This is a genomic window from Kitasatospora sp. GP30 (assembly GCF_029892145.1).
Taxonomy (GTDB): domain Bacteria; phylum Actinomycetota; class Actinomycetes; order Streptomycetales; family Streptomycetaceae; genus Kitasatospora; species Kitasatospora acidiphila.
In genome coordinates, this window is the sequence record NZ_JARZAH010000005.1 from 1 (window position 1) to 22,274 (window position 22,274).

19 protein-coding genes are annotated in these 22,274 nt (G+C 72.0%); 14 read left to right on the forward strand and 5 right to left on the reverse strand.

Features of this window, described 5'->3' with window-relative positions; all coding sequences use genetic code 11:
* Positions 1–159 precede the first annotated feature (159 nt).
* Positions 160–678, reverse strand: a complete 519-nt coding sequence (locus P3T35_RS10000; protein WP_101384363.1) for a hypothetical protein — start codon at positions 676–678, stop codon at positions 160–162.
* Positions 679–1,127: 449 nt separating this feature from the next.
* On the opposite strand from P3T35_RS10000, the gene tdh reads away from it, so the two are divergent.
* The 4 genes from tdh to P3T35_RS10020 all read left to right on the forward strand — a co-directional run bounded on the left by tdh (position 1,128) and on the right by P3T35_RS10020 (position 6,145).
* Positions 1,128–2,159, forward strand: coding sequence for an L-threonine 3-dehydrogenase (gene tdh / locus P3T35_RS10005; protein ID WP_101384364.1), 1,032 nt, complete (start codon positions 1,128–1,130; stop codon positions 2,157–2,159).
* Positions 2,160–2,204: 45 nt separating this feature from the next.
* Complete coding sequence (locus P3T35_RS10010) at positions 2,205–3,398, forward strand: glycine C-acetyltransferase (protein ID WP_101384365.1); 1,194 nt, start codon at positions 2,205–2,207, stop codon at positions 3,396–3,398.
* A gap of 122 nt (positions 3,399–3,520) precedes the next feature.
* Positions 3,521–4,432 carry a LysR family transcriptional regulator gene (locus tag P3T35_RS10015; protein ID WP_101384366.1) on the forward strand — a complete coding sequence of 304 codons (912 nt, stop codon included), beginning with the start codon at positions 3,521–3,523 and terminating at the stop codon, positions 4,430–4,432.
* A 231-nt stretch (positions 4,433–4,663) separates the two neighbouring features.
* On the forward strand, positions 4,664–6,145 hold the full coding sequence (locus P3T35_RS10020) for a M1 family metallopeptidase (protein WP_101384367.1): 1,482 nt from the start codon (positions 4,664–4,666) through the stop codon (positions 6,143–6,145).
* A gap of 99 nt (positions 6,146–6,244) precedes the next feature.
* On the opposite strand, the gene P3T35_RS10025 is transcribed toward P3T35_RS10020, so the two are convergent.
* Both P3T35_RS10025 and P3T35_RS10030 read right to left on the reverse strand, forming a co-directional pair.
* A complete protein-coding gene (locus P3T35_RS10025) occupies positions 6,245–6,679 on the reverse strand; it encodes a hypothetical protein (RefSeq protein ID WP_101384368.1) in 435 nt (144 codons plus the stop codon).
* Positions 6,676–7,278, reverse strand: a complete 603-nt coding sequence (locus P3T35_RS10030) for a TetR/AcrR family transcriptional regulator (RefSeq protein ID WP_101384369.1) — start codon at positions 7,276–7,278, stop codon at positions 6,676–6,678. The genes P3T35_RS10025 and P3T35_RS10030 overlap by 4 nt, the downstream gene beginning before the upstream one ends.
* 128 nt (positions 7,279–7,406) lie before the next feature.
* On the opposite strand from P3T35_RS10030, the gene P3T35_RS10035 reads away from it, so the two are divergent.
* Entirely contained in the window at positions 7,407–8,375 is a 969-nt protein-coding gene (locus P3T35_RS10035; RefSeq protein ID WP_101384370.1) for a zinc-binding dehydrogenase, read from the forward strand.
* A 24-nt stretch (positions 8,376–8,399) separates the two neighbouring features.
* Complete coding sequence (locus P3T35_RS10040) at positions 8,400–9,557, forward strand: DUF2332 domain-containing protein (RefSeq protein WP_180356812.1); 1,158 nt, start codon at positions 8,400–8,402, stop codon at positions 9,555–9,557.
* 25 nt (positions 9,558–9,582) lie between these two features.
* Here the strand turns inward: P3T35_RS10040 and P3T35_RS10045 are convergent, their stop codons facing one another.
* Entirely contained in the window at positions 9,583–10,152 is a 570-nt protein-coding gene (locus P3T35_RS10045) for a hypothetical protein (protein ID WP_180356813.1), read from the reverse strand.
* 414 nt (positions 10,153–10,566) lie between these two features.
* Between P3T35_RS10045 and P3T35_RS10050 the strand changes: the two genes are divergently transcribed.
* A complete protein-coding gene (locus P3T35_RS10050) occupies positions 10,567–11,316 on the forward strand; it encodes a Clp protease N-terminal domain-containing protein (protein WP_101384372.1) in 750 nt (249 codons plus the stop codon).
* A 56-nt stretch (positions 11,317–11,372) separates the two neighbouring features.
* The gene (locus P3T35_RS10055) at positions 11,373–12,437 is read left to right on the forward strand and encodes a hypothetical protein (RefSeq protein WP_101384373.1); all 1,065 of its coding nucleotides are present in this window, start codon (positions 11,373–11,375) and stop codon (positions 12,435–12,437) included.
* Positions 12,438–12,504: 67 nt separating this feature from the next.
* On the opposite strand, the gene P3T35_RS10060 is transcribed toward P3T35_RS10055, so the two are convergent.
* Positions 12,505–12,993 (reverse strand): indole-3-glycerol phosphate synthase, encoded by a 489-nt coding sequence (locus P3T35_RS10060; protein ID WP_101385559.1) that lies wholly within the window; start codon positions 12,991–12,993, stop codon positions 12,505–12,507.
* A 169-nt stretch (positions 12,994–13,162) separates the two neighbouring features.
* Here P3T35_RS10060 and P3T35_RS10065 point away from each other — a divergent pair, with 169 nt between their 5' ends.
* The 6 genes from P3T35_RS10065 to P3T35_RS10090 all read left to right on the forward strand — a co-directional run bounded on the left by P3T35_RS10065 (position 13,163) and on the right by P3T35_RS10090 (position 22,211).
* Positions 13,163–14,986: an acyclic terpene utilization AtuA family protein gene (locus P3T35_RS10065; protein ID WP_101384374.1), complete on the forward strand. Its 1,824-nt coding sequence runs from the start codon at positions 13,163–13,165 to the stop codon at positions 14,984–14,986.
* A 34-nt stretch (positions 14,987–15,020) separates the two neighbouring features.
* Entirely contained in the window at positions 15,021–16,619 is a 1,599-nt protein-coding gene (locus P3T35_RS10070; protein ID WP_101384375.1) for a carboxyl transferase domain-containing protein, read from the forward strand.
* 23 nt (positions 16,620–16,642) lie between these two features.
* Complete coding sequence (locus P3T35_RS10075) at positions 16,643–18,556, forward strand: biotin carboxylase N-terminal domain-containing protein (protein ID WP_101384376.1); 1,914 nt, start codon at positions 16,643–16,645, stop codon at positions 18,554–18,556.
* Positions 18,557–18,626: 70 nt separating this feature from the next.
* Positions 18,627–19,799, forward strand: a complete 1,173-nt coding sequence (locus P3T35_RS10080) for an acyl-CoA dehydrogenase (protein WP_101384377.1) — start codon at positions 18,627–18,629, stop codon at positions 19,797–19,799.
* Between the two features lie 105 nt (positions 19,800–19,904).
* On the forward strand, positions 19,905–21,482 hold the full coding sequence (locus P3T35_RS10085) for an AMP-binding protein (RefSeq protein ID WP_101384378.1): 1,578 nt from the start codon (positions 19,905–19,907) through the stop codon (positions 21,480–21,482).
* A gap of 96 nt (positions 21,483–21,578) precedes the next feature.
* The gene (locus P3T35_RS10090; protein ID WP_101384379.1) at positions 21,579–22,211 is read left to right on the forward strand and encodes a TetR/AcrR family transcriptional regulator; all 633 of its coding nucleotides are present in this window, start codon (positions 21,579–21,581) and stop codon (positions 22,209–22,211) included.
* The last annotated feature ends 63 nt before the right edge of the window (positions 22,212–22,274 follow it).

The window sequence follows — 22,274 nt, forward strand, 5'->3', positions numbered from 1 at the left end:
CGGGGGGCGCGGTCCCGGCGCGCCCCCCGCGGGGCGGGCCCCCCCGGGGGGGGGGCCCCCCCCCCCCCCGGGCCCCCCCCCCCCCCCGCCGCGGCCCCCCCGCCGGGGGGGGGGGGGGGGCGGACGGAGGTGCCTGAGGCGTCTCACACCGTCATCGGCTTACAGACCCTTGAGCAGGCTCCCCATCTCCGGACCCAGGTCGGAGCCGTTGAAGGAGCCGACGTTGGCGTCACGGCCGGCGTTGATGATGTCGTAGCCGGCGACCTGGTTGCGGTCACCGACGATCACCGTGCCGTGGTTGCCGCCCATCACGTTCTCGTCGTGCTTGCTGTGCTCACCGCGCCCGCCCTCGTCGTCCCGGCCGTTCTCTTCCCGGCCGTTGTCGTCCCCGTGGTGGTGGTGGTGATGCCGGTCGCACTTGTCGCCGTGGTCGCGGTCGTCGTCCCGGTCGCACTTGCGCCCGTGGTGGTGGTGCTCGTCGTGCGAGCCGTTGAAGGAGCCGACGTTGGCGTCGCAGCCGGCGTTGATGATGTCGTCACCGGCGACCTGGTTCTCGTCGCCGACGATCACCGTGCCGTGGTTGCCACCGGAGAAGGACTGGGCCGAGGCGACGGTGGGCACGGCGGCGATGCCTGCGGCGGTGGCCAGGACCAGCGCCCACTTGATGCGGTGGAGCATGGGTGATTCCTCCAAAACTAGATGGGAACAATGCCTTTGAAATGCCCATGAACCGGGCACCGAGGCAGTACGCTCATTAGGACATCGGGACAGTGAGGTCCGCATGCAGGTGCGGCGGGGACCTTCCGCCAGTTGGCGGCGTGCCGGTCACGGGTTCGAAGGCCACTGGAATTCGAAAACCAGTGGGACAAGGCCGCGAGGTGCCGCTCCGGCGACCCGCCGCCGCTCGCTCCACATCGCCCGTGTGAGTGAGGACCGGCACGGCGCAACGGTCCGCCGAACCGTGCTCGGGCACCATCGTGAAGCCGAGCTGTGGCGGCCGTTAAGAATTCCTCGATGGACCGCACCCCCTCCAACCAGGCAGATTGCTCCCGGGCCCGGCGCGGAATGGCGCCGCGACCGGGCCCCTGAACCCCTCCCGTCCCGCCGCCCACTCAGGAGCCGCAGCCATGAAGGCACTCGTCAAGAAGCACGCCGAGCCCGGGCTGTGGCTGAGCGAGGTCCCGGAGCCGACCATCGGCCCCGACGAGGTGCTGATCAAGGTGCTGCGGACCGGCATCTGCGGGACCGACCTGCACATCCGCAAGTGGGACGGCTGGGCGCAGCAGACCATCAGAACGCCGATGACGATCGGTCACGAGTTCGTCGGCGAGGTCGTGGAGATCGGCTCGTCGGTCGCCGAGGTCAACGTGGGCGACCTGGTCAGCGGCGAGGGCCACCTGGTCTGCGGGAAGTGCCGCAACTGCCTGGCCGGCCGGCGCCACCTGTGCCGCAACACCGTGGGGCTGGGCGTCAACCGGGACGGCGCGTTCGCCGAGTACGTCTCGCTGCCGGCCTCCAACGTCTGGGTGCACCGGGTGCCGGTCGACCTGGACGTGGCCGCGATCTTCGACCCGTTCGGCAACGCCGTGCACACCGCGCTCTCCTTCCCGCTGGTCGGCGAGGACGTGCTGGTCACCGGCGCCGGCCCGATCGGCATCATGGCGGCGGCGGTCGCCAAGCACGCCGGTGCCCGGCACGTGATGATCACCGACGTCAGCCCGTACCGCCTGGACCTGGCCCGCAAGGTCGGCGTCTCGCTGGCCCTGGACGTCTCCCAGCACACCATCGAGGAGGGCCAGCAGAAGCTCGGCCTGCGCGAGGGCTTCGACGTCGGCCTGGAGATGTCCGGCCGCCCCGAGGCGCTGCGCTCGATGATCGACAACCTCACCCACGGCGGCAAGATCGCGATGCTCGGCCTGCCCGCCGAGGAGTTCGCGATCAACTGGGCCAAGGTGGTCACCTCGATGATCACCATCAAGGGCATCTACGGCCGTGAGATGTTCGAGACCTGGTACGCGATGTCGGTGCTGCTGGAGGGCGGCCTCGACCTCTCCCCGGTGATCACCGGCCGCTACCCGGCCGAGGAGTTCGAGGCCGCGTTCGACGAGGCGGCCGGCGGCCGCTGCGGCAAGATCATCCTCGACTGGTCGAACGTCTGACCCTTCTGCCCCAACTGCCGCACCAGGTACCGCTTTAGGAGAGCTGTGTTCAACTCTGTGCGCGACGACATCCAGGCCACCCTCGACGAGATCACCGAGGCCGGCCTGTTCAAGCCCGAGCGCGTGATCGGCACCCCGCAGAACGCCGAGGTCACCGTGACCTCCGGCGGCCGCCCGGGAGAGGTGCTGAACTTCTGCGCCAACAACTACCTGGGCCTGGCCGACCACCCCGAGGTGATCGCCGCCGCCAAGGAGGCGCTGGACCGCTGGGGCTACGGGATGGCGTCGGTGCGCTTCATCTGCGGCACCCAGGACGTGCACAAGGAGCTGGAGCGGCGGCTGTCGGCCTTCCTCGGCCAGGAGGACACCATCCTCTACTCCTCCTGCTTCGACGCCAACGGCGGCGTCTTCGAGACCCTGCTCGACGAGCGTGACGCGGTGATCTCCGACGCGCTCAACCACGCGAGCATCATCGACGGCATCCGGCTCAGCAAGGCCAAGCGCAAGCGCTACGCCAACCGCGACCTGGCCGAGCTGGAGCAGTGCCTCAAGGAGACCCAGGACGCCCGCCGCCGCCTGATCGTCACCGACGGCGTCTTCTCGATGGACGGCTACCTGGCGCCGCTGGCCGAGATCTGCGACCTGGCCGACCGCTACGACGCCATGGTCATGGTGGACGACTCGCACGCCGTCGGCTTCGTCGGCCCGAACGGCCGCGGCACCCCGGAGCTGCACGGGGTGATGGACCGGGTCGACATCATCACCGGCACCCTCGGCAAGGCGCTCGGCGGGGCCTCCGGCGGCTATGTCGCCGCCCGCCGGGAGATCGTGGCGCTGCTGCGCCAGCGGTCCCGTCCGTACCTGTTCTCCAACTCGCTGGCCCCGGTGATCGCCGCCGCCTCGCTCAAGGTCCTCGACCTGCTGGAGACCTCGCACGAGCTGCGCGAGCGCCTGGCCGCCAACACCGAGCTGTTCCGCACCAAGATGACCGAGGCCGGCTTCGAGGTCCTGCCCGGCGAGCACGCCATCGCCCCGGTGATGATCGGTGACGCGGCCAGGGCCGGCCGGCTGGCCGAACTGCTGCTGGAGCGCGGTGTCTACGTGATCGGGTTCTCCTACCCGGTGGTCCCGCACGGCCAGGCCCGGATCCGGGTCCAGCTGTCCGCCGCGCACTCCACCGAGGACGTCGAGCGGGCCATCGCGGCCTTCGTCGACGCCCGGGCGGCGCTGGACGCCTGAGCCCGTCGGTCGGGGCGGGGCCCGTCTGCTGCCGCGGCTGAGCGCATGAGCTGAGTGCGGTCGACGGGACCCTGTCAAGTCTGTCGTCGGAACTGGTCACACTTCCTGGCAGAATTGACCGGGTGATCGACGCCAGACGCCTGCGGACCTTGCGTGCCGTGGCGGACCACCGAACGGTGACCGCCGCGGCCGCAGCGCTGTACCTCACCCCCTCCGCCGTCTCCCAGCAACTGGCCGCGTTGGAACAGGAGACCGGGCACGCACTGCTGGCCCGGGACGGGCGCGGGGTCCGGCTGACGGCGGCCGGCGAGATCCTGGTGGGCCACGCGGATGCCGTGCTGGCCCAGCTGGAGCGGGCCGAAGCCGATCTGGCCGCCTACGCGTCCGGCGCCCAGGGCGAGGTCACGGTGGCCTCCTTCGCCACCGGCATCTCCATGGTGCTGGCCCCCGCGGTCGCCGCCCTGGTGGACACCGCCCCCGGGGTCCGGCTCAAGGTGCTGGACGCCGAGGGGGACGCCAGCCTGCCGATGCTGCTGGACGGGCAGGCCGACCTCGCCGTCGCCGTCGAGTACCGGGGCGCGCCGCGCGCCGACGACCAGCGGCTGGCCCGGTTCCCGCTCTATGCCGAGCCGTTCGAGGCGGTGCTGCCGCTGGAGCACCGGCTGGCCGCCGGGTCGGGCCCGATACCGATGGCTGAGCTGGCCGCCGAGACGTGGATCGGCCCCTACCCGGGCAATCCCTGCCATGACGTGGTGCTGCTGGCCTGTGAGCACGCCGGCTTCGCGCCCCGCCTGGTGCACTCCTCCGACGACTTCCGCGCGGTGATCGCGCTCGCCTCGGCCGGCGCCGGGGTGGCGCTGGTGCCGCGTTCGGCGCTGCGCGGGGTCGAGCTCGACCAGGTGGCGGTGCGGGCCGTGGACAGTGCCCTGGCCACTCGCAAGGTCTTCGCCGCCGTCCGGGGCGGCGCCGAGAAGCACCCCCTGATCCGGCCGGTGCTGCGCGCGCTGGAGACCGTGGCGGCGGGGCTGGGCTGAGCGGCTGGGCTGAGCGGCTGTGGCGAACGGCTGGGTGAGCCGCCGGGCTGAACCGTTGGCTGAACCGTTGGGCTGAGCTGCCGCGTTGAACCGCCGGGTTGAGGCGAACGCACAAATGGCCTGTTTCCGAGCGTGAACACCTCATAAATCTCGCGTATGCGGCCTTCCATCGGGACAGGGATCTGAGGCAGCGTCAACCAGACGCTGATCCCACTGATCCGGAGGAGTCCCGTGCGCAAGAAGCTGCTCGTCTCGGCCGCCGCAGCGGCCACCCTGCTGCTGGCCGTCCCCGCCTCCGCCGCCACCCCGACGCCCGGGGCACCCGGGGCGGGCGACCCGTACTACCCGACCTACGGGGACGGCGGCTACCGGGTGTCGCACTACGACCTGCGGCTGAAGTACCAGCCCGCCACCGACCAGTTGGAGGGCACGGCGACGCTGCTGGCCACCGCGACCCAGGACCTCTCCAGCTTCGACCTGGACTTCGCGCTGAACGTCAACTCGGTGCTGGTCAACGGCCATCCGGCGAAGTTCTCGGTGGTCGGGGTGCAGAAGCTGCAGGTCACCCCCGACACGCCACTGGCCGACGGCAGCCAGGCGACCATCGTGGTGCAGTACTCCGGTGTGCCGTCCACGGTCTCCACCTACGGTTTCGACGCCTGGCAGCGCACCCCCGACGGCGCCGTGATCGCCGACGAGCCGGAGGCCGCGTGGTGGTGGTTCCCCAGCAACGACCACCCGTCGGACAAGGCCACCTTCGACGTCTCCGTGCTGGTCCCCGACGGCACCCAGGCGATCAGCAACGGCGTGCTCACCTCGACGAGTTCGCAGCTCGGCTGGACGCGCTACAACTGGCGCGAGAACAAGCCGCAGGCGACCTACCTGGCGACCCTGGCGATCGGCAAGTTCGACATCACCACCGGCACCAGCCCCAGCGGCATCCCGGTCATCAACGCCTACAGCCCGGACCTCGGCGACAACGCGGACGCGGCGCGCGCCAGCGTCGAGCGCACCGGGGAACTGGTCGACTGGCTGAGCGGGTACTTCGGCCCCTACCCGTTCAGCACGGTCGGTGGCTACGTGCCCAACGTGCCCACCCACTACGCCCTGGAGACCCAGACCCGGGTGTTCTACAGCCCCCGGCAGTTCGCCAACGGCGCCAACCCCTCCGTCGTCGTCCACGAGTTGACGCACCAGTGGTACGGCGACAGCGTCTCGCTGGAGCGCTGGAGCGACATCTGGCTCAACGAGGGCTTCGCCACCTACGCCCAGTGGCTCTGGTCGGAGCACGAGGACGAGGGCACCACGCAGCAACTCGCCGACTACGTCTACAGTTCGCACCCGGCCGACGACCCGTTCTGGACCGTCAAGCCCGGCGACCCGGGCGCGGCCAACCAGTTCGCCGACGCGGTCTACGACCGGGGCGCCCTGGCCATCCAGGTGCTGCGCAACACGATCGGGGACGACGCCTTCTTCAAGCTGCTCAAGGCGTGGCCCACCGAGCACCGGTACGGCAACGGGACCATCGCCGACTTCCAGGCGCTGGCCGAGCGGATCTCCGGCAAGCAGCTCGGCGACCTGTTCCACACCTGGCTCTACACCGCCACCAAGCCGGCCCAGCCGACCGCCGGCCAGGCGCACCTGGCCACCGCCGCCGCACCGGCGGCCCAGCCCCGCTCGTGGGCGCAGATCAAGGCCGCTCAGCAGCACTGATCCCGTCGCGACGCGAGCACTGATCCGTCGCGACGTGAGCGGTGCTCCCGTTTCAACGCGAGCCGTGCTCCCGTCTCGACGCGCCGGGCGGCTCCGAGTTCACCGACTCGGGGTCGCCCGGCGGCGTTCGGGCTTGCTCGGTCCGCCGTACGCCTGGCGGAAGGCCTCCCGCACCGCGAGGCGTCCGGCCCGGTGGAACGCCCCGGCGTGCGAGTCGACGTCATGGACGACGGTGCGGCGCACCACGACGGCCACCGCCACCACCAGGCCGCCGCCGCTCGCCAACCCGGCCAACTCGGCCAACTCCTCGCGCATTCCGGCGGCCAGGGCAGCGTGATAGGCGGCCAGCTCGCGCGGGCCGGGATCGTTGACCACGGTGGCCTCGGGGTCGACCTCGAAGGCGAAGCCGTCCTCCCAGGGCTCGAAGTCCACCGTGACGTCCGCGAAGTCGGACGGGCAGCTGGCCTGGCGCACGAAGCGCGCCCGCAAGCCCCGGATCGGCCGTGGCGGAAAGGTGCGCGGCTCGGTGTTCACGACTGCCTGTCGAGCAGCCCGGTGGCCAACTCCCGCAGGGTGTCGGCGAGTCGCCGGCCCTCGCCCCGCTCCAGCAGGCACAGCACGGGGTCGCTCTGCAGCGCGCCGAGGAGCAGGTGGGCGACCAAGTCGGCGTCCAGGTCGGGGCGTTGCTCGGCGATCAGGGCGCTGAGGTGGGTGTGCCACTCCTGGTAGACCGGGTGCGCGCCGCGCGGCTGGTCGTCGTGCGCGTGCGGGGTGGTGGTGACGGCGTGGCCGAGGGCGGCCAGCAGGCTCTTGTTGCGGGCGACCATGTCGACCACGGCGTCCAGGAAGGCGAGTACGCGTTCGCGGCTCGGCGCGCCGGGACCCAGCGGCGGCGGCCCGGTGCGCACGGCCTCGCCCAGGTCGAGCGCTCGCTCCTGCATCAGGGCGAGCATCAGGCCCATCCGGCTGCCGAAGCGGTGGAAGACGGTCCCCTTGCCCACCCCCGCGGCGGCCGCGATCCGCTCCATCGAGACCTGCTCGGGTGGTTGGGAGGCGAGCAGTTCCTCGGTCGCCCGCAGGATCGCGCGCCGGTTCCGGGTCGCGTCGGCGCGTTCGCGTCTGCCTTCCGTCATGGTCTGCCCACTCCTGTTCATGTCGTACCCCATGGACAACTGGACCGGCGGTCCAGTACGGTCCCTGATGAAAGCTGACCGCCGGTCCAGTTTAACGGCCGGTGCGTTCACCGCATCAAGGAGGCATCATGCGACGCGTTCGCTACTACCAGTACGGCGGCCCCGAGGTTCTGACCCTGGAGGAGGTCGACACCCCCGTCCCCGGTCCGGGGCAGGTGCTGCTGCGCACCGAGGCGATCGGGGCCAACTTCGTCGACACCAAGTTCCGTCGGGGAGCCGGCTCCATCTTCAACCGGCCGCTGCCGGGCATCCTCACCGGCGACGTGGTCGGTACCGTCGAGGCTGTCGGCCCCGGCGTGGCAGGCGAGTTGACCGGGCAGCGGGTCGCCACGCTGGCCGAGGACGCGTTCGCCGACTACGTGGTCGCCGACGCCGCCTGGCTGGCACCCGTCCCGGACGGCGTCGACCTCGGCACGGCCACCACCCTGCCGATGGCAGCCCCGCTGGCGCTGCGGACGCTGCGCCTCGGCCGAGTCGCCCCCGGCGAGACCGTTCTGGTGCACGCCGCCGCCGGCGGAATCGGCCACCTGGCCGTGCAGTTGGCCAAGCTGCTCGGCGCCGGCACGGTCATCGCCACCGCCGGATCGGCGGCCAAGCTGGAGTTCACCCGCGAGCTCGGCGCGGACGTCGCCGTCGACTACAGCGACGCCGACTGGCCCGAGCACGTCCGCAAGGCCGCACCGAACGGCGTGGACGTGGTCCTGGACTCGGTCGGCGGGCAGATCCTGCAGCAGAGCTTCGAGGTGCTGGCCCCGCTCGGCCGGGTCGTCGTCTTCGGCGCCGCCAGCGGTGAGTTGAACGCCGTGCCGGTCACCCAGCTGTTCGGCCTCAAGCAGGTCGTCGGCTACTCCCTGCTGGGCTGGCGGGCGGCCCGGCCGGACCTGGCCCGGCAGGACATGGAGGAGGCCGCCGCGTACTTCGCCGACGGCCGCCTGCGCACCGCCGTCCATGCTCAACTCCCGCTCGGCGATGCGGTCACCGCGCACCGGATCCTGGAGGAGCGCTCCCATCTCGGCCGTATTCTGCTGCTGCCCTGAGCGAATGGGGCTTTGATGGTGGCCATGACCGATCGTGACCACCTCCGAACCCTGTTCCGGTTCTTCGCCCGCACGCAGTGCCAAGGCCGTTCACCGCTCTACGCGTTGCTCAGCGAGACCGTGGCGGCGGACGACGCATTGCTCGGGCTGCTGCTGGCCACCCCGGCCTCGCAGCGCCGCCCGAGCCTGCTGTTCGCCGCCGTGAACCACCTGCTGCGCGACCGCACCGGGCACCAACTGGCCGCCTACTACCCGATTCACGGCGGGGAGCGGCCCGTGGACGAGCAGGCTCCGGCCGCGTTCCGGGCCTTCTGCGCCGAACATCCGGACGAGCTGGCCGAGTTGTTGGCTACTCGGAACACCCAGACCAACGAGATCCGGCGGTGTTTCGCGCTGCGTCTGGGGCTGCGCCGGATCGCGGCGCACTGGCCAGGGCCGCTGACGTTGCTGGAAGTCGGCACCAGCGCCGGGCTGAACCTGCACTTCGACCGCTACGGCTACCGGCTCGGGGAGCAGTCGGCGGACTCCGGTGGCGGTGCGCCGCTGACGCTGTCCACCACCGTGCGCGGCGGCGGCCCGGCGGATCAACTGCTGGGCGAGACACCGGTGGTGGCGCATCGGATCGGCGCGGATCTGGAGCCGGTGGACCTGGCCGCCGACCCGGCTGCCGGGCCGTGGCTGGAGGCGTTCATCTGGCCCGAGCAGGTCCGGGAGTTGGCCACCTTGCGGGCGGCGATCGAGCTGGCGCGGCGTGAACCGCACCCGCTGGTTCGCGCCGACGCCGTGCGGGACACCGCGCGGCTGATCGCCGAAATGCCAGGCGAGCAGCCGGTCGTGGTCTTCACCGCCTCGCTGCTCAGCTATCTCGACGCGCCGGCCCGGGAGCGGTTCACCGCCCAGTTGTCGGCGGCGGCCCGCACCCGCAAGGTGGCGTGGCTGTTCACCGAGGCCCCGGGCCTGGTCGCGCGCACCGATGTGGCTGCGGCCGCGCTGGCCGGGCCGCTGCGCGACACCGGCGAGGTGTATGCGGTCGGGATCAGCCTGCGCGGCGGGGCGGAGCGGCGGGACGAGGTGCTGGCGCTGGCCGATCCGTATCTCGAATGGATCGCGCCGGCCCAGGGCGAGGCGGACGACTTCTCCTGGGCGGCTACCGAGGGCTTGTTCCGGCCAGCGGGCAAGTGACGGTAGCCGCCCAGGAGTTGGCCGATCAGGCGCTGGGGCTGTCGGTCGCTCCCGCCGAGGGCGAGCCGGACGGACGGGCCGGCAGCAGCGGGGCGCAGGTCTTGTAGGCGGCGGCGGTGTTGGGGTCGGCGGTGTTGAGGGCCCGCAGGCCGCCGCTGGTCGGCAGCGTCACGCCGTGGTCCTTGAGGCAGCTGGTGAAGGCCTGCATCGCCGAGCTGTTGAGGCCGCCGCCGTTGCCGCGTCCGCCACCGCCGCCCTGCGGGCGAAGCGAGGCGCAAGCCTGCATCGCGGCCTGCCGGGCCGGGTCGGGCGAGCCGCCGCCACCCCACGGTCCGCCGCCGCCGTTGCCGCCGCCGCCCGGGGCGCCGCTCGGGTGGCCGCTCGGACGGCCGGTGGGCAGCGTCACGCCGTGGTCCTTCAGGCAGGCCATGTAGGCGGCACGTCCGGCCGCACCGCTACCGGAGGCGCTGGCGGACGGCGAGTTCGAGGCCGACGCGGCGTTGGTGTTGGAGCTGCTGGAGGAGCAGCCGGTGAGCAGCAGGCCGGCGGCGAGCAGTGCGGCGGCCCCGACGGTGCGGATGGTGGTCCGGGACAAGGCCGGTGCCTCCTGGTCTTCGATGAGCTGTTTCGGTATGGCGCTTCGTGTCGTGCTTCGATGCAGCGCCTCGGTACGGCGCAGCAGTGGTGCAGAGGAGTCGGCGCAGAAGCTTTGGTGCCGCTGACGCGGCGGGCGGTAGCGCCGGCGACGTCACCGACTGTTGCGCACCGTGGTTGGGAAACCCTGGGTCCGGCTGGGAGTTCCCGCTGTGGAGCTGGCAGCTCGACGGCCATGGCTGTCTGATATGTGGCGATCCGCCGAGGTATCGCCCGGAGTGGGTCGCAGCCGACTCCCAGCTACTTCCGAGTGCGGCAAAAGACGGGCATTGCCTCATGGGGTTATATCGTCGTACCCCCACTGCGGGGTACAACTGTGGCATCGGTCCCAACGAGGCCTTTGGAGGCATCAGCCATGCCCAAGATCAACGTGTACCTGCCCGATGAGCTCGCCGAGGCCGTCCGGGCGGCGGGCCTGTCGGTCTCGCCGATCTGCCAGCGCGCCCTGGAGCACGCCGTCCGCCAGGCGAACGCGATCCAGGCGGCCGTCACCCAGGACCTGGACGGTGGCGAGCCCGCGCTGGCCCGGTTCACCGACCGGGCCCGCAACGCGGTGCGCCTCGCCATCGAGCAGGCCCGCGAGGCGGGGGAGCCGAACGTCTCCACCGCCCGCCTGCTCGCCGGCCTGCTCGCCGAGGGCGGCAACCTGGCGCTCCAGGTGCTCGGCGCGCTGGAGATCGCCCCCGAGCAGCTCACCGCGGCGCTGGCGGGCGCCTCGTCCGCTGAGCCGGGGCAGGGCCCGGACAGCGCACTGCGGTTCAGCGGCCCGGCCGCCCGGGTGCTGGAGCTCACCGTGGCCGAGGTCGGCATGCTGGGCCACAACTACGTGGGCTGCGAACACCTGCTGCTCGGCCTGGTCGCCGAGCCCGACGGCGCCGGGGGCGAGGTGCTGCGGGCGGCCGGCGCGGAGCCCAAGCTGACCCGCCGCGCGGTGGCCGCAGCCCTGGTCGGCTACAACTACCTGCGCGCCGGCCAGGGCACCACGCCCCCCTCGGCCGGCCAGCTCACCTCGCTGCTCCAGCAGCAGCTGCAGCAGCAACTCCAGCCGCTGGTCGCGCGGATCGAGAGCCTGGAAGCCCGGCTGGGCGACTCAGCCGACCGATAAGGCTGTTGGCCCCTCCCCGGTTGACTGGAACAATCCAGTCAACCGGGGGAGGGGTCATGGGGGAGATGTTCGCTTGTGCGGGATGCGACTGCCCGCTGACCGTCCCGTTGTCGCAGGTCGCGCTCCCGGTACTGGCTCACCAGTCGTACGGCCGCGAGCGGTGGCTCCCACCGCTGATGGCAGCCGGGACGTATGCCGTGGACTCGGAGCCATGGGGGCCGCCCGGGCGGCCGTGGCGCGAACTCGGAGAGGGCGAGGCGGTGGCCCGGGGGCTGTTCGCGCCGGTCCACTTCCTGTCGGAAGGGGCGCGGGGAACGTTCGTGATGGCCCCGGGTGACGCCTGCAACACGGTGCTGACCCCGGAGTCGAGCCGCTCCGCGTGCTGCGGGGTCGACGGCGGCGAGGGGCCCAATCTGCGGTGCGCAATCTGCGGTGCGCCGGTCGGGACCCGCATTGATGACTGCGACCGCTGGCAGGAGGTTCGGCTGACACGGGAGGCGGTGCGCCGCATCCCGGTCGACGGCCCCGCCGACCGGGCGCTCGACTGGGAGGCGCTGGTCCAGGAGACGAACCGCACCCCGCCCATCGCACCCGGCGGATTCTGGGACTCCCACTGGGAGGCGGCGGCCGGGGAGGCATTGGCCCACCTGGTGGCGGCCTCGGGAGGCGAAGCCGTGGCCGTACCTGACGGGCTGATCGCGGAGATGTTCCGGCGACCGCTCGGCAGACTGCTTCCGGCGCCACCCGCGAAGACCCTGGCCCTGGCCGGTCCGGGTCTGCCGGTCCGGGATCCGGTCCCCGACCTGCTACTGGTGCCGCGACACCCGCAGACGGGGAACGTGTGGCAGCCGCCCGGCGGTACGGCCACCGTGCCGCTGTCCGCCGACGTATGGACTCACCTGGCCTTCCACAACGACCGGTTGCTGATTCCCGTGACCGGCCGACTGCCCGAGCTCGTGCTCCGCGACGAACCGCTGCCACTGCGTCCCCGGCAGCTGTTCGAGCCGGACCGCGGCGTGTTCCTGTACACCCTGGCCCGACTCCCCGCCGTCCGTGAGCCCTGGCTACGCCGGATCTACGACCGCGTGGGTGGCTCAGGCCCGTACCCCGGCCGGTTCTAGGGCCGGCGAGTGCGAGCGCAGATTCGGCGACAGTCACCCACCGAGTGATGATCCGCCATGCGCCGCATCACTCCACCTCCGTCGCCTCCTCCTCGTCGGCGTGGGCGTAGAGCTTCAGAACCGGAACACCCACCTTGTGGCGTGCCCGGCTCGCCCAGTCCCGGTGGAAGAACTCCTCCACCAGGTGCGGGGCCACCAGCACGATCACCTCATCGGCATGCGTCTGATCGACCACCGACCGCAGCAGATCCAGTGGATGGTCATCGACGATCTGGCCAACGGCCTCACAGCCCGCCGCTCGCAGAGCCCCGAGTGAGTGCTCCAGCGCGGCAGCAGCAGGCCTGAGGGCTGCCTCGCCCTCGGGCTCATCGCCCTCGTGCACCGCCTCCTCGAGCTCGCCGAGCGCGACATCGTCGATCGCGCGAAGAAGCCGGTCCTCCTTGCCGCGTGGCTGCATCAGGACGACGAAGGACATGTCGTCGTCGTGCAGGGTCGTGACGAAGTCGACGTCTGTCGCAGACAGCGGCTGCTCGACCATCAGGACGCTCGTGAACACCGTGGGCCTTCCCCTCGCCGCATCCCCGACGGATGCGGACAGCGCGTAACGATAGTGCCACGGCACGCTGTCCATGATGACAAAAACAAGCATGCGTGATTGCTTTTTTTGTGATCTTGACCCACCATCATGTGCGTCCCGTGTGCCGCGCCAGAGAGGCTGCCCACGCATGCTCAACCCCGTATCCGGGTCCACCGTCACGCCGCTGAGGATCGGCAACGCCTCCGGCTTCTACGGGGACCGGTTCGCCGCCTTCCGGGAGATGCTCACCGGGGGGCCGCTGGATGTGCTCACCGGGGACTACCTGGCCGAGCTCACCATGCTGATCCTGGCTCGGGAGCGGCTCAAGGACCCCGAACTCGGGTACGCCAAGGGGTTTCTGCGCCAGCTGGAGGAGTGCCTCGGGTTGGCGCACGACCGGGGCGTGCGGATCGTGGTCAACGCCGGGGGGCTCAACCCCGCGCGCCTCGCCGTGAAAATCGGTGAACTGGCGCAGCGTCAGGGCCTCGACCTCAAGGTGGGACATGTCACCGGTGACGATCTGCTGCCCAGGGCCGCCGAGTTCACCGATCCGGCCGGACTGCTCGCCGCCAACGCCTACCTGGGTGCCTTCGGCATCGCCGACTGCCTGACCGCCGGCGCCGATCTGGTGGTGACCGGTCGGGTCACCGACGCCGCCCTGGTGGTCGGCCCGGCGGCTGCGCACTTCGGTTGGAGCCGCACCGACTTCGACGCGCTGGCCGGCGCCGTGGTGGCCGGCCATGTGCTGGAGTGCGGTGCCCAGGCCACCGGCGGCAACTACGCCTTCTTCACCGAGTACGACACCCGCCACCCCGGCTTCCCGCTCGCCGAACTGCACGCCGACGGCAGCAGCGTGATCACCAAGCATCCGGGCACCGGCGGCGCGGTCACCGTGGGCACGGTCACCGCCCAACTGCTGTACGAGACCGGCGGTCCCCGCTACCTGGGCCCGGATGTCACCGCCCGGCTGGACACCGTCCGGCTGGAGCAGCAGGGCCCGGACCGGGTGCGGATCAGCGCAGTGCGCGGCGAGGCCCCGCCGGCCACCCTCAAGGTGGGCCTCAACCGGCTCGGCGGCTGGCGCAACGAGGTGGTGTTCGTCCTCACCGGCCTGGACATCGAGGCCAAGGCCGCGCTGATCCGCGACCAGTTGGACCCGGTGCTGGGGGACGGGCCGGCCGAGGTCCGTTGGACGCTGGCCCGCACCGACCAGCCGGACGGCGCGACCGAGCAGCAGGCCAGCGCACTCCTGCAACTGACGGTGCGGGACGCCGACCAGGCCAAGGTCGGCCGTGCGGTGAGCTCGGCCGCCGTGGAGCTCGGCCTGGCCGGCTACCCGGGGTTCCATCTCACCGCGCCACCCGGGCCCGGCGCGCCGTACGGGGTGTTCAGCAGCGCCTTCGTGGCGCAGGACGAGGTGCCGCACTGGGCGGTGCGACCGGACGGCACCCGCCAGGCCGTCACCCCCGCGCCGGTCACTCTCGAACCCTCGCCCAAGGCTGCCGAACCCAAGGCTGCGGAACCCAAGGCCGCTGAACCCGAGGCCGCTGAACTCGAGGCCGCCGAACCGGAGGTCGCCGAGCCCCAGACCGCCGAGTCCGAGGCCACCGCACCCGAGACCTTCGCACCGCCCACCGGCCCGACCCGCCGGGCCCCGCTCGGCCTGATCGCGGGCGCCCGCAGCGGCGACAAGGGCGGCGACGCCAACCTCGGCGTCTGGGTCCGCAGCGACGCCGCCTGGCCCTGGCTGACCGCCACCCTGACGGTGGACCGGCTTCGCCAACTGCTGCCGGAGACCGCCGAACTGACCATCACCCGCCATCTGCTGCCCAACCTGAGGGCCGTGAACTTCGTGATCGAGGGACTGCTGGGCGAGGGAGTCGCCGCCCAGGCCCGGTTCGATCCGCAGGCCAAGGCCCTGGGGGAGTGGCTGCGTTCCCGTCACGTCGAGATCCCGGAGAGCCTGCTGTGACCCGACCGGCGCCCACCGAAGGGCTGGTGACCGCATGACCGTGCTGGCCAGTCGGCTCGATCCGACCGGGGCGGACTACCACGCCCACCGCACCGCGATGCTCGCCAAACTCGCCGACCTGGACGCCGAACACGCCAAGGCGCTGGCCGGCGGCGGCCCCAAGTACGTCGAACGCCACCGGAAGCGCGGCAAGTTGCCGGCCCGGGAGCGGATCGAGCTGCTGCTCGACGAGGACTCGCCGTTCCTGGAGCTCTCCCCGCTGGCGGCCTGGGGGAGTGAATTCCCGGTCGGCGCCGGCCTGGTGACCGGCATCGGCACGGTGGCCGGCACCGAGTGCCTGATCACCGCCAACGACCCGACGGTGCGCGGCGGCGCCAGCAATCCGTGGACGCTGCGCAAGTCGCTGCGGGCCAACGAGATCGCGATGCGCAACCGGCTGCCGGTGATCAGCCTGGTGGAGTCCGGCGGGGCCGATCTGCCCAGCCAGAAGGATATCTTCATCCCGGGCGGGGCACTCTTCCGTGACCTCACCCGGCTCTCCGCGGCCGGGATCCCCACCATCGCGGTGGTGTTCGGCAACTCCACCGCCGGCGGCGCCTATGTGCCGGGCATGTCCGACCACACCGTGCTGGTCAAGGAGCGGGCCAAGGTCTTCCTGGGCGGTCCGCCGCTGGTGAAGATGGCCACCGGCGAGGAGAGCGACGACGAGTCGCTGGGCGGCGCCGAGATGCACGCCCGAGTCTCGGGCCTGGCCGACTACTTCGCGGTGGACGAGCCCGACGCGATCCGCCAGGCCCGCCGGATCGTGCACCGGTTGCACTGGCGCAAGGCCGGGCCCGGCCTCGACCCGGCCGCCGCCCCGCCGCGCTACGACGAGGAGGAACTGCTCGGCATCGTCCCCGGCGACCTCAAGGTGCCGTTCGATCCGCGCGAGGTGATCGCCAGGATCGTGGACGACTCGGACTTCGACGAGTTCAAGCCGCGGTACGGCGGCAGCCTGGCCACCGGGTGGGCCACCATGTTCGGCTACCCGGTGGGCATCCTGGCCAACGCGCAGGGCGTGCTGTTCAGCGAGGAGTCCCAAAAGGCCGCGCAGTTCATCCAGTTGGCCAACCAGCGGGACATCCCGCTGGTCTTCCTGCACAACACCACCGGCTACATGGTCGGCAAGGAGTACGAGCAGGGCGGGATCATCAAGCACGGCGCGATGATGATCAACGCGGTCTCCAACAGCACCGTCCCGCATCTGTCGGTGCTGATCGGCGCCTCCTACGGGGCCGGGCACTACGGCATGTGCGGGCGGGCCTATGAGCCGCGCTTCCTGTTCGCCTGGCCCAGCGCCAAGTCGGCGGTGATGGGACCGCAGCAACTCGCGGGCGTGCTCTCGATCGTGGCCCGCCAGTCGGCCGCCGCCAAGGGCCGGCCGTACGACGAGGAGGCGGACGCGGCGATCCGCGCGGCGGTGGAGCAGCAGATCGAGGCCGAGTCGCTGCCCGCCTTCCTCTCCGGCCGCCTCTACGACGACGGGGTGATCGACCCGCGCGACACCCGGACCGTGCTGGGCCTGTGCCTCTCCGCGATCCACAGCGCCCCCGTCCAAGGGGCGCGCGGCTACGGCGTTTTCCGAATGTGACCAATGTGAGGAACCGTCAGATCATGATCTCCAGCCTGCTGGTCGCCAATCGGGGCGAGATCGCCCGGCGGATCTTCCGCACCTGCCGCGACCTCGGCATCGCCACCGTGGCGGTGTACTCCGACCCGGATGCCGACGCCCCGCACGTCCGCGAGGCCGACAGCGCCGTCCGGTTGCCCGGGGCCGCGCCCGGCGACACCTACCTCCGGGCCGACCTGCTGGTGGCGGCGGCGCTCGCGGCCGGCGCCGACGCCGTCCACCCCGGCTATGGATTCCTCTCCGAGGACCCGGAGTTCGCCCGCGCCGTCCAGGCGGCCGGCCTGACCTGGATCGGGCCCAGTCCCGAGGCGATCGCCGCGATGGGCTCCAAGACCGCCGCCAAGCGGCTGATGGCGGCAGCAGGGGTGCCGGTGCTGGCGCCCGTCGACCCGGCCGCCGCCACCGAGGCGGACCTGCCGCTGCTGGTCAAGGCAGCCGCCGGCGGCGGGGGTCGCGGCATGCGGATCGTCAGCGAGCTGGCCAACTTGACCGACCAGTTGACGATGGCGCAGGCCGAGGCCGCCGCAGCCTTCGGGAGCGGCGAGGTCTTCCTGGAGCCCTATCTGCCGACCGGCCGCCATATCGAGGTGCAACTGCTCGCCGATACCCACGGCACCGTCTGGGCGCTCGGTGAGCGCGACTGCTCCCTGCAGCGGCGGCACCAGAAGGTGATCGAGGAGACCCCGGCCCCCGGCCTGGATGCCGAGCTGCGCGCCGAGTTGGCCGAGGCCGCCACCGCCGCCGCCCGAGCGATCGGCTACACCGGCGCCGGGACCGCCGAGTTCCTGCTGGCCCCCGACGGCCGGTTCTTCTTCCTGGAGATGAACACCCGGCTCCAGGTCGAGCACCCGGTCACCGAGGCGGTCACCGGAGTCGACCTGGTCGCCCTGCAACTCGCCGTCGCCGAAGGCGAGCCACTGTCCGAGCAGGCCCCCGAGCCGCACGGCCACGCCATCGAGGCCCGCCTCTACGCCGAGGACCCGGCCGCAGGCTGGCAGCCGCAGAGCGGCACCCTGCACCGCTTCGACCTGCCGGCCGGCGACGGGCTGCGGGTGGACTCCGGTGTGGTGGACGGTAGTACCGTGTCCATCCACTACGACCCGATGCTGGCCAAGGTGATCGCCTGGGCCCCGACCCGGGCCGCCGCCGCCCGCAAGCTGTCCGGCGCACTGGCCCGGGCCCGGATCCACGGCCTGGGCACCAACCGTGACCTGCTGGTCCGAGCGCTTCGCCACCCCGCCTTCATGGCCGGGCGGGTGGACACCGCCTTCCTCGCCGAGCACGCGGCCGACCTGCTGCCCGCCACCGACAAGGGTGCCCTGCCACTGGCCGCGCTCGCCGCCGCCCTGGCCGACGCCGCCGGCCGCCGCGGCGCACTGCCCAGCGGCTGGCGCAATCTGCCCTCGCAGCCCCAGGTCAAGCGCTACCGCACCGGCGACGGCGAGGAGTTGACGGTCCGCTACCGCATGGCCCGGGCCGGCCTCCAAGCCGAGGACCACCCCGGTGTGCGGCTGCTGGCGGCCGCGCCGGACCGGGTGGTGCTGGAGCTGGACGGGGTCAGCCGCACCATCGAGGTGGCCGTCCACGGCACCGAGGTGCACCTGGACACCCCGGGCCGGTCCTTGGTGCTGACCGCGCTGCCGCGCTTCCCGGAGCCGGTCGACCAGCAGCTGCCCGGCGCCCTGCTGGCCCCGATGCCGGGAACGGTGATCCGCCTGGGCGCCACCGTCGGCGATCAGGTGACGGCCGGTCAGCCGCTGCTCTGGCTGGAGGCGATGAAGATGGAGCACCAGGTCGTGGCACCGGTCGACGGCCTGCTCACCGAACTGCGCGCCGCCCGCGGCCAGCAGGTCGAACCCGGCGCCCTGCTGGCCGTGGTGGCCCCCGCCGAGTCGTAACCATCGCCGCCGAGCCCGAGTTGGACCAGTTGAGCCACCACGAACCGCTGACCGAACAGGAGTCCCCGTGATGACCAGCACCGAGAGCCCGCTGATCGAAACCCCCGAACGGATCGCGCTGCGCAAGGCGGTCGGCGATCTGGGCCGCCGCTTCGGCGCGAGCTACTTCCAGGCCAAGGCCCGCGCCGGCGAGCAGACCGACGAACTCTGGCGCGAGGCCGGCAAGCTGGGCTTCCTCGGCGTCAACCTGCCGGAGGAGTACGGCGGCGGCGGCGCCGGCGTCTACGAACTGTCGATCGTGCTGGAGGAGTTGGGCACGGTCGGCTGCCCGCTGCTGATGCTGGTGGTCACCCCGGCGATCTGCGGCACCATCATCGCCCGGTTCGGCACCGAGGAGCAGAAGCGCGCCTGGCTGCCCTCGCTGGCCGACGGCAGCCGCCGGATGGCCTTCGCCATCACCGAGCCGGACGCCGGCTCCAACTCGCACCGGCTCAGCACCGTGGCCAAGCGGGACGGCGAAGACTGGGTGCTGAACGGCCGCAAGGTCTTCATCTCCGGCCTCGACGGCGCCGACGCGGTGCTGGTGGTCGGGCGCACCGCGGACGCGCGCACCGGCAAGCTCAAGCCGGCCCTGTTCATCACGCCGCTGGACACCCCTGGTTTCGAGTACCGGCCGATCCCGATGGAACTCGTCTCGCCCGAGCGCCAGTTCCAGGTCTTCCTGGACGATGTCCGGCTGCCCGCCGACGCGCTGGTGGGCGACGAGAACGCCGGCCTGCTGCAGCTGTTCGCCGGGCTCAACCCGGAGCGCATCATGACCGCCGCGTTCTCCCTCGGCGTGGCCCGGCAGGCGCTCAACACCGCCGTCGAGTACGCCAAGACCCGTACCGTCTGGGACGCCCCGATCGGCTCCCACCAGGGCTTGGCGCACCCGCTCGCCCAGTGCCACATCGAGGTCGAGCTGGCCCGGCTGATGATGCGCAAGGCCGCCCACCTCTATGACGCGGGCGACGACCTGGCCGCCGGGGAGGCCGCCAACATGGCCAAGTACGCCTCCGGCGAGGCCGCCACCCGGTCCGTCGACCAGGCCGTGCAGACCCTGGGCGGCAACGGGCTGACCCAGGAGTACGGCCTGGCCGCCCTGTTGAGCGCCACCCGGGTCGGCCGGGTGGCCCCGGTCAGCCGTGAGATGATCCTCAACTACGTCGCCCAGCACTCCCTCGGGCTGCCCCGGTCCTACTGAGGGTGAAGGCGCGTGTGGGCGCCGGGCACCGGGGTAGCAGCACCTTCGGCAACCGGCGCCACCGCGGTGCGCGTCAGATCCGGATACCCAGTAGCAGGAGTGGCGATGGCTTTTCGCAGCGAGTTCCCCGATGTCCCCCTGGTCGAACTGCCGCTCCATGAGGCGGTACTGGGCGGCGCCGACCGGTTCGGTGAGGCACCCGCGCTGATCGACGGCGTCACCGGCGAGAGCCTGAGCTACGCCCAACTGGCCGACGCCGTCGAGCGGGTGGCCGCCGGACTGGCCGCGGCCGGGGTGGCGGCGGGGGACGTCGTGGCGCTGCACAGCCCCAACTCGATCGCCTACCCGGTCGCGGTCTACGCCGTCAGCCGGGTCGGCGCCGTGCTCACCACCGTCTCCTCACTGGCCACCCCGGGCGAGTTGGCCGACCAGCTGCGGGACAGCCGCGCCCAGTGGATCACCACGGCCGAGGTGCTGCTGCCGGTCTCACTGGCCGCCACCGCCGACGGCGGTCCGAAGGTGCGCGAGATCCTCCTGCTCGACCTGGCCGCCGGCGCACCCGGGGCCGGCCACCGCACCCTCGGCGACCTGCCCGCCACCACCCCGGCCCCGGTGCCGGCCATCGACCCGGCCACCGACCTGGCCGCGCTGCCCTACTCCAGCGGCACCACCGGCCTGCCCAAGGGCGTGATGCTCACTCACCAGTCGATCGCCACCAACCTGAGCCAGGTGGACGCAGTGCGCCCGGTCCACCCCGGCGAGCGGATGCTCGCCGTCCTGCCGTACTTCCACATCTACGGTCTGACGATGCTGATGCACCGCCCGCTGCGGGCCGGCGGCACCGTGATCGTGCTGCCCCGGTTCGACCTGGAGCAGTTCCTGACCGCGATCCAGCAGTACCAGGTGGAGGGCCTGCTGGTGGCGCCGCCGGTGGTGCTGGCGCTGGCCAAGCACCCGCTGGTGGACCGGTACGACCTCTCCTCGCTGCGCTACGTGCTCAGCGCCGCCGCCCCGCTGGACGCCGAGCTGGCCGCCGTCGCCGCGGCCCGGCTGAAGCTCCCGGCCATCCAGCAGGGCTACGGCATGACCGAGCTGTCACCCGCCAGCCATGTCGACCTGCTCGACGACCCGAACCGCGCGCCCGGCGGGGTCGGCAAGCTGATCGCCGGCACCGAGCTGCGGGTGATCAGCACCGACGGCCTGGAGACCGACGCCGGCTTCGGGGTGTCCGGCGAGATCCTGATCCGCGGACCGCAGGTGATGAAGGGCTACCTCGGCCGCCCCACCGACACCTCCGCGATGATCGACGCGGACGGCTGGCTGCACACCGGCGACATCGGCTACCAGGACGAGAACGGCTATCTGCATGTCATCGATCGGGTGAAGGAGCTGATCAAGTACAAGGGCTACCAGGTCGCCCCGGCCGAGCTGGAGGCCCTGCTGCTGACCCACCCGCAGATCGTGGACGCCGCCGTGGTCGGCGTCACCGACGTGGAGGGCACCGAGCGCCCCAAGGCCTTCGTGGTGCGGGCGGCGGGCAGCAGCCTCACCGAGGCGGAGGTGATCGCCTACGTGGCCGACCGGGTCGCCCCGTACAAGAAGGTCCGTTTCGTCGACTTCCTGAGCGCGGTGCCCAAGTCCGCCAGTGGCAAGATCCTCCGCCGTGAGCTGCGCGGGCGCTAGCCGCCCCAAGGCGCACCCCGGCCACCGTCTGCAAAGATGCGGTGGCCGGGCCCCGTCACCCGTGCCGCCGTTGGACCACCGAAGGACCTCACCGTCATGAGCACCGCCGCCCGCACCCCCCAGCAGGACCGCAGCCGCGCCACTCGCCAGCGGCTCCTGGAGGCCGCCGTCGACTGCCTGGCCGAGCTCGGCTGGAACGGCAGCACGGTCACCGTGGTGGCCGAACGCGCCGGCGTCACCCGGGGTGCCGCCCAGCACCACTTCCCGACCCGGGAGGACCTCTTCACCGCCGCCGTCGAACACGTGGCAGCCGAGCGGCTGGCCGCCCTGCGCGCCGACACCGGGGAGCTGCCGCCGCTCGGTCCGGCCCGCACCGAGGCGGTGGTGGAGTTGATCATCCGCCTCTACACCGGCCCGCTGTTCCGTGCCGCCCTGCACCTGTGGGTGGCCGCCGCCACCGAGGAGCCGCTGCGGGCCCGGATCATCGCCCTGGAGAACCGGGTCGGCCGCGAGTCCCACCGGGCCGCCCTGGAGTTCCTCGGCCTCGACGAGGGCACCCCGGGTGTCCGCGAGACCGTGCAGGCCACCCTCGACCTGGCCCGCGGCCTGGGCCTGGCCAACCTGCTCACCGACGACTCCCAGCGCCGGTCCGGGGTGGTCAGGCAGTGGTCGGCGATGCTCCAGGCAGCCGTGGACGGCGCGGCCGCCGCACCGGTGGAGCAGAACTGACCCGAGGTCACCACCGGTCGCCGCCGCGCCCAGCACCAGGCAACCTGGAAGCGAGCCGACCGA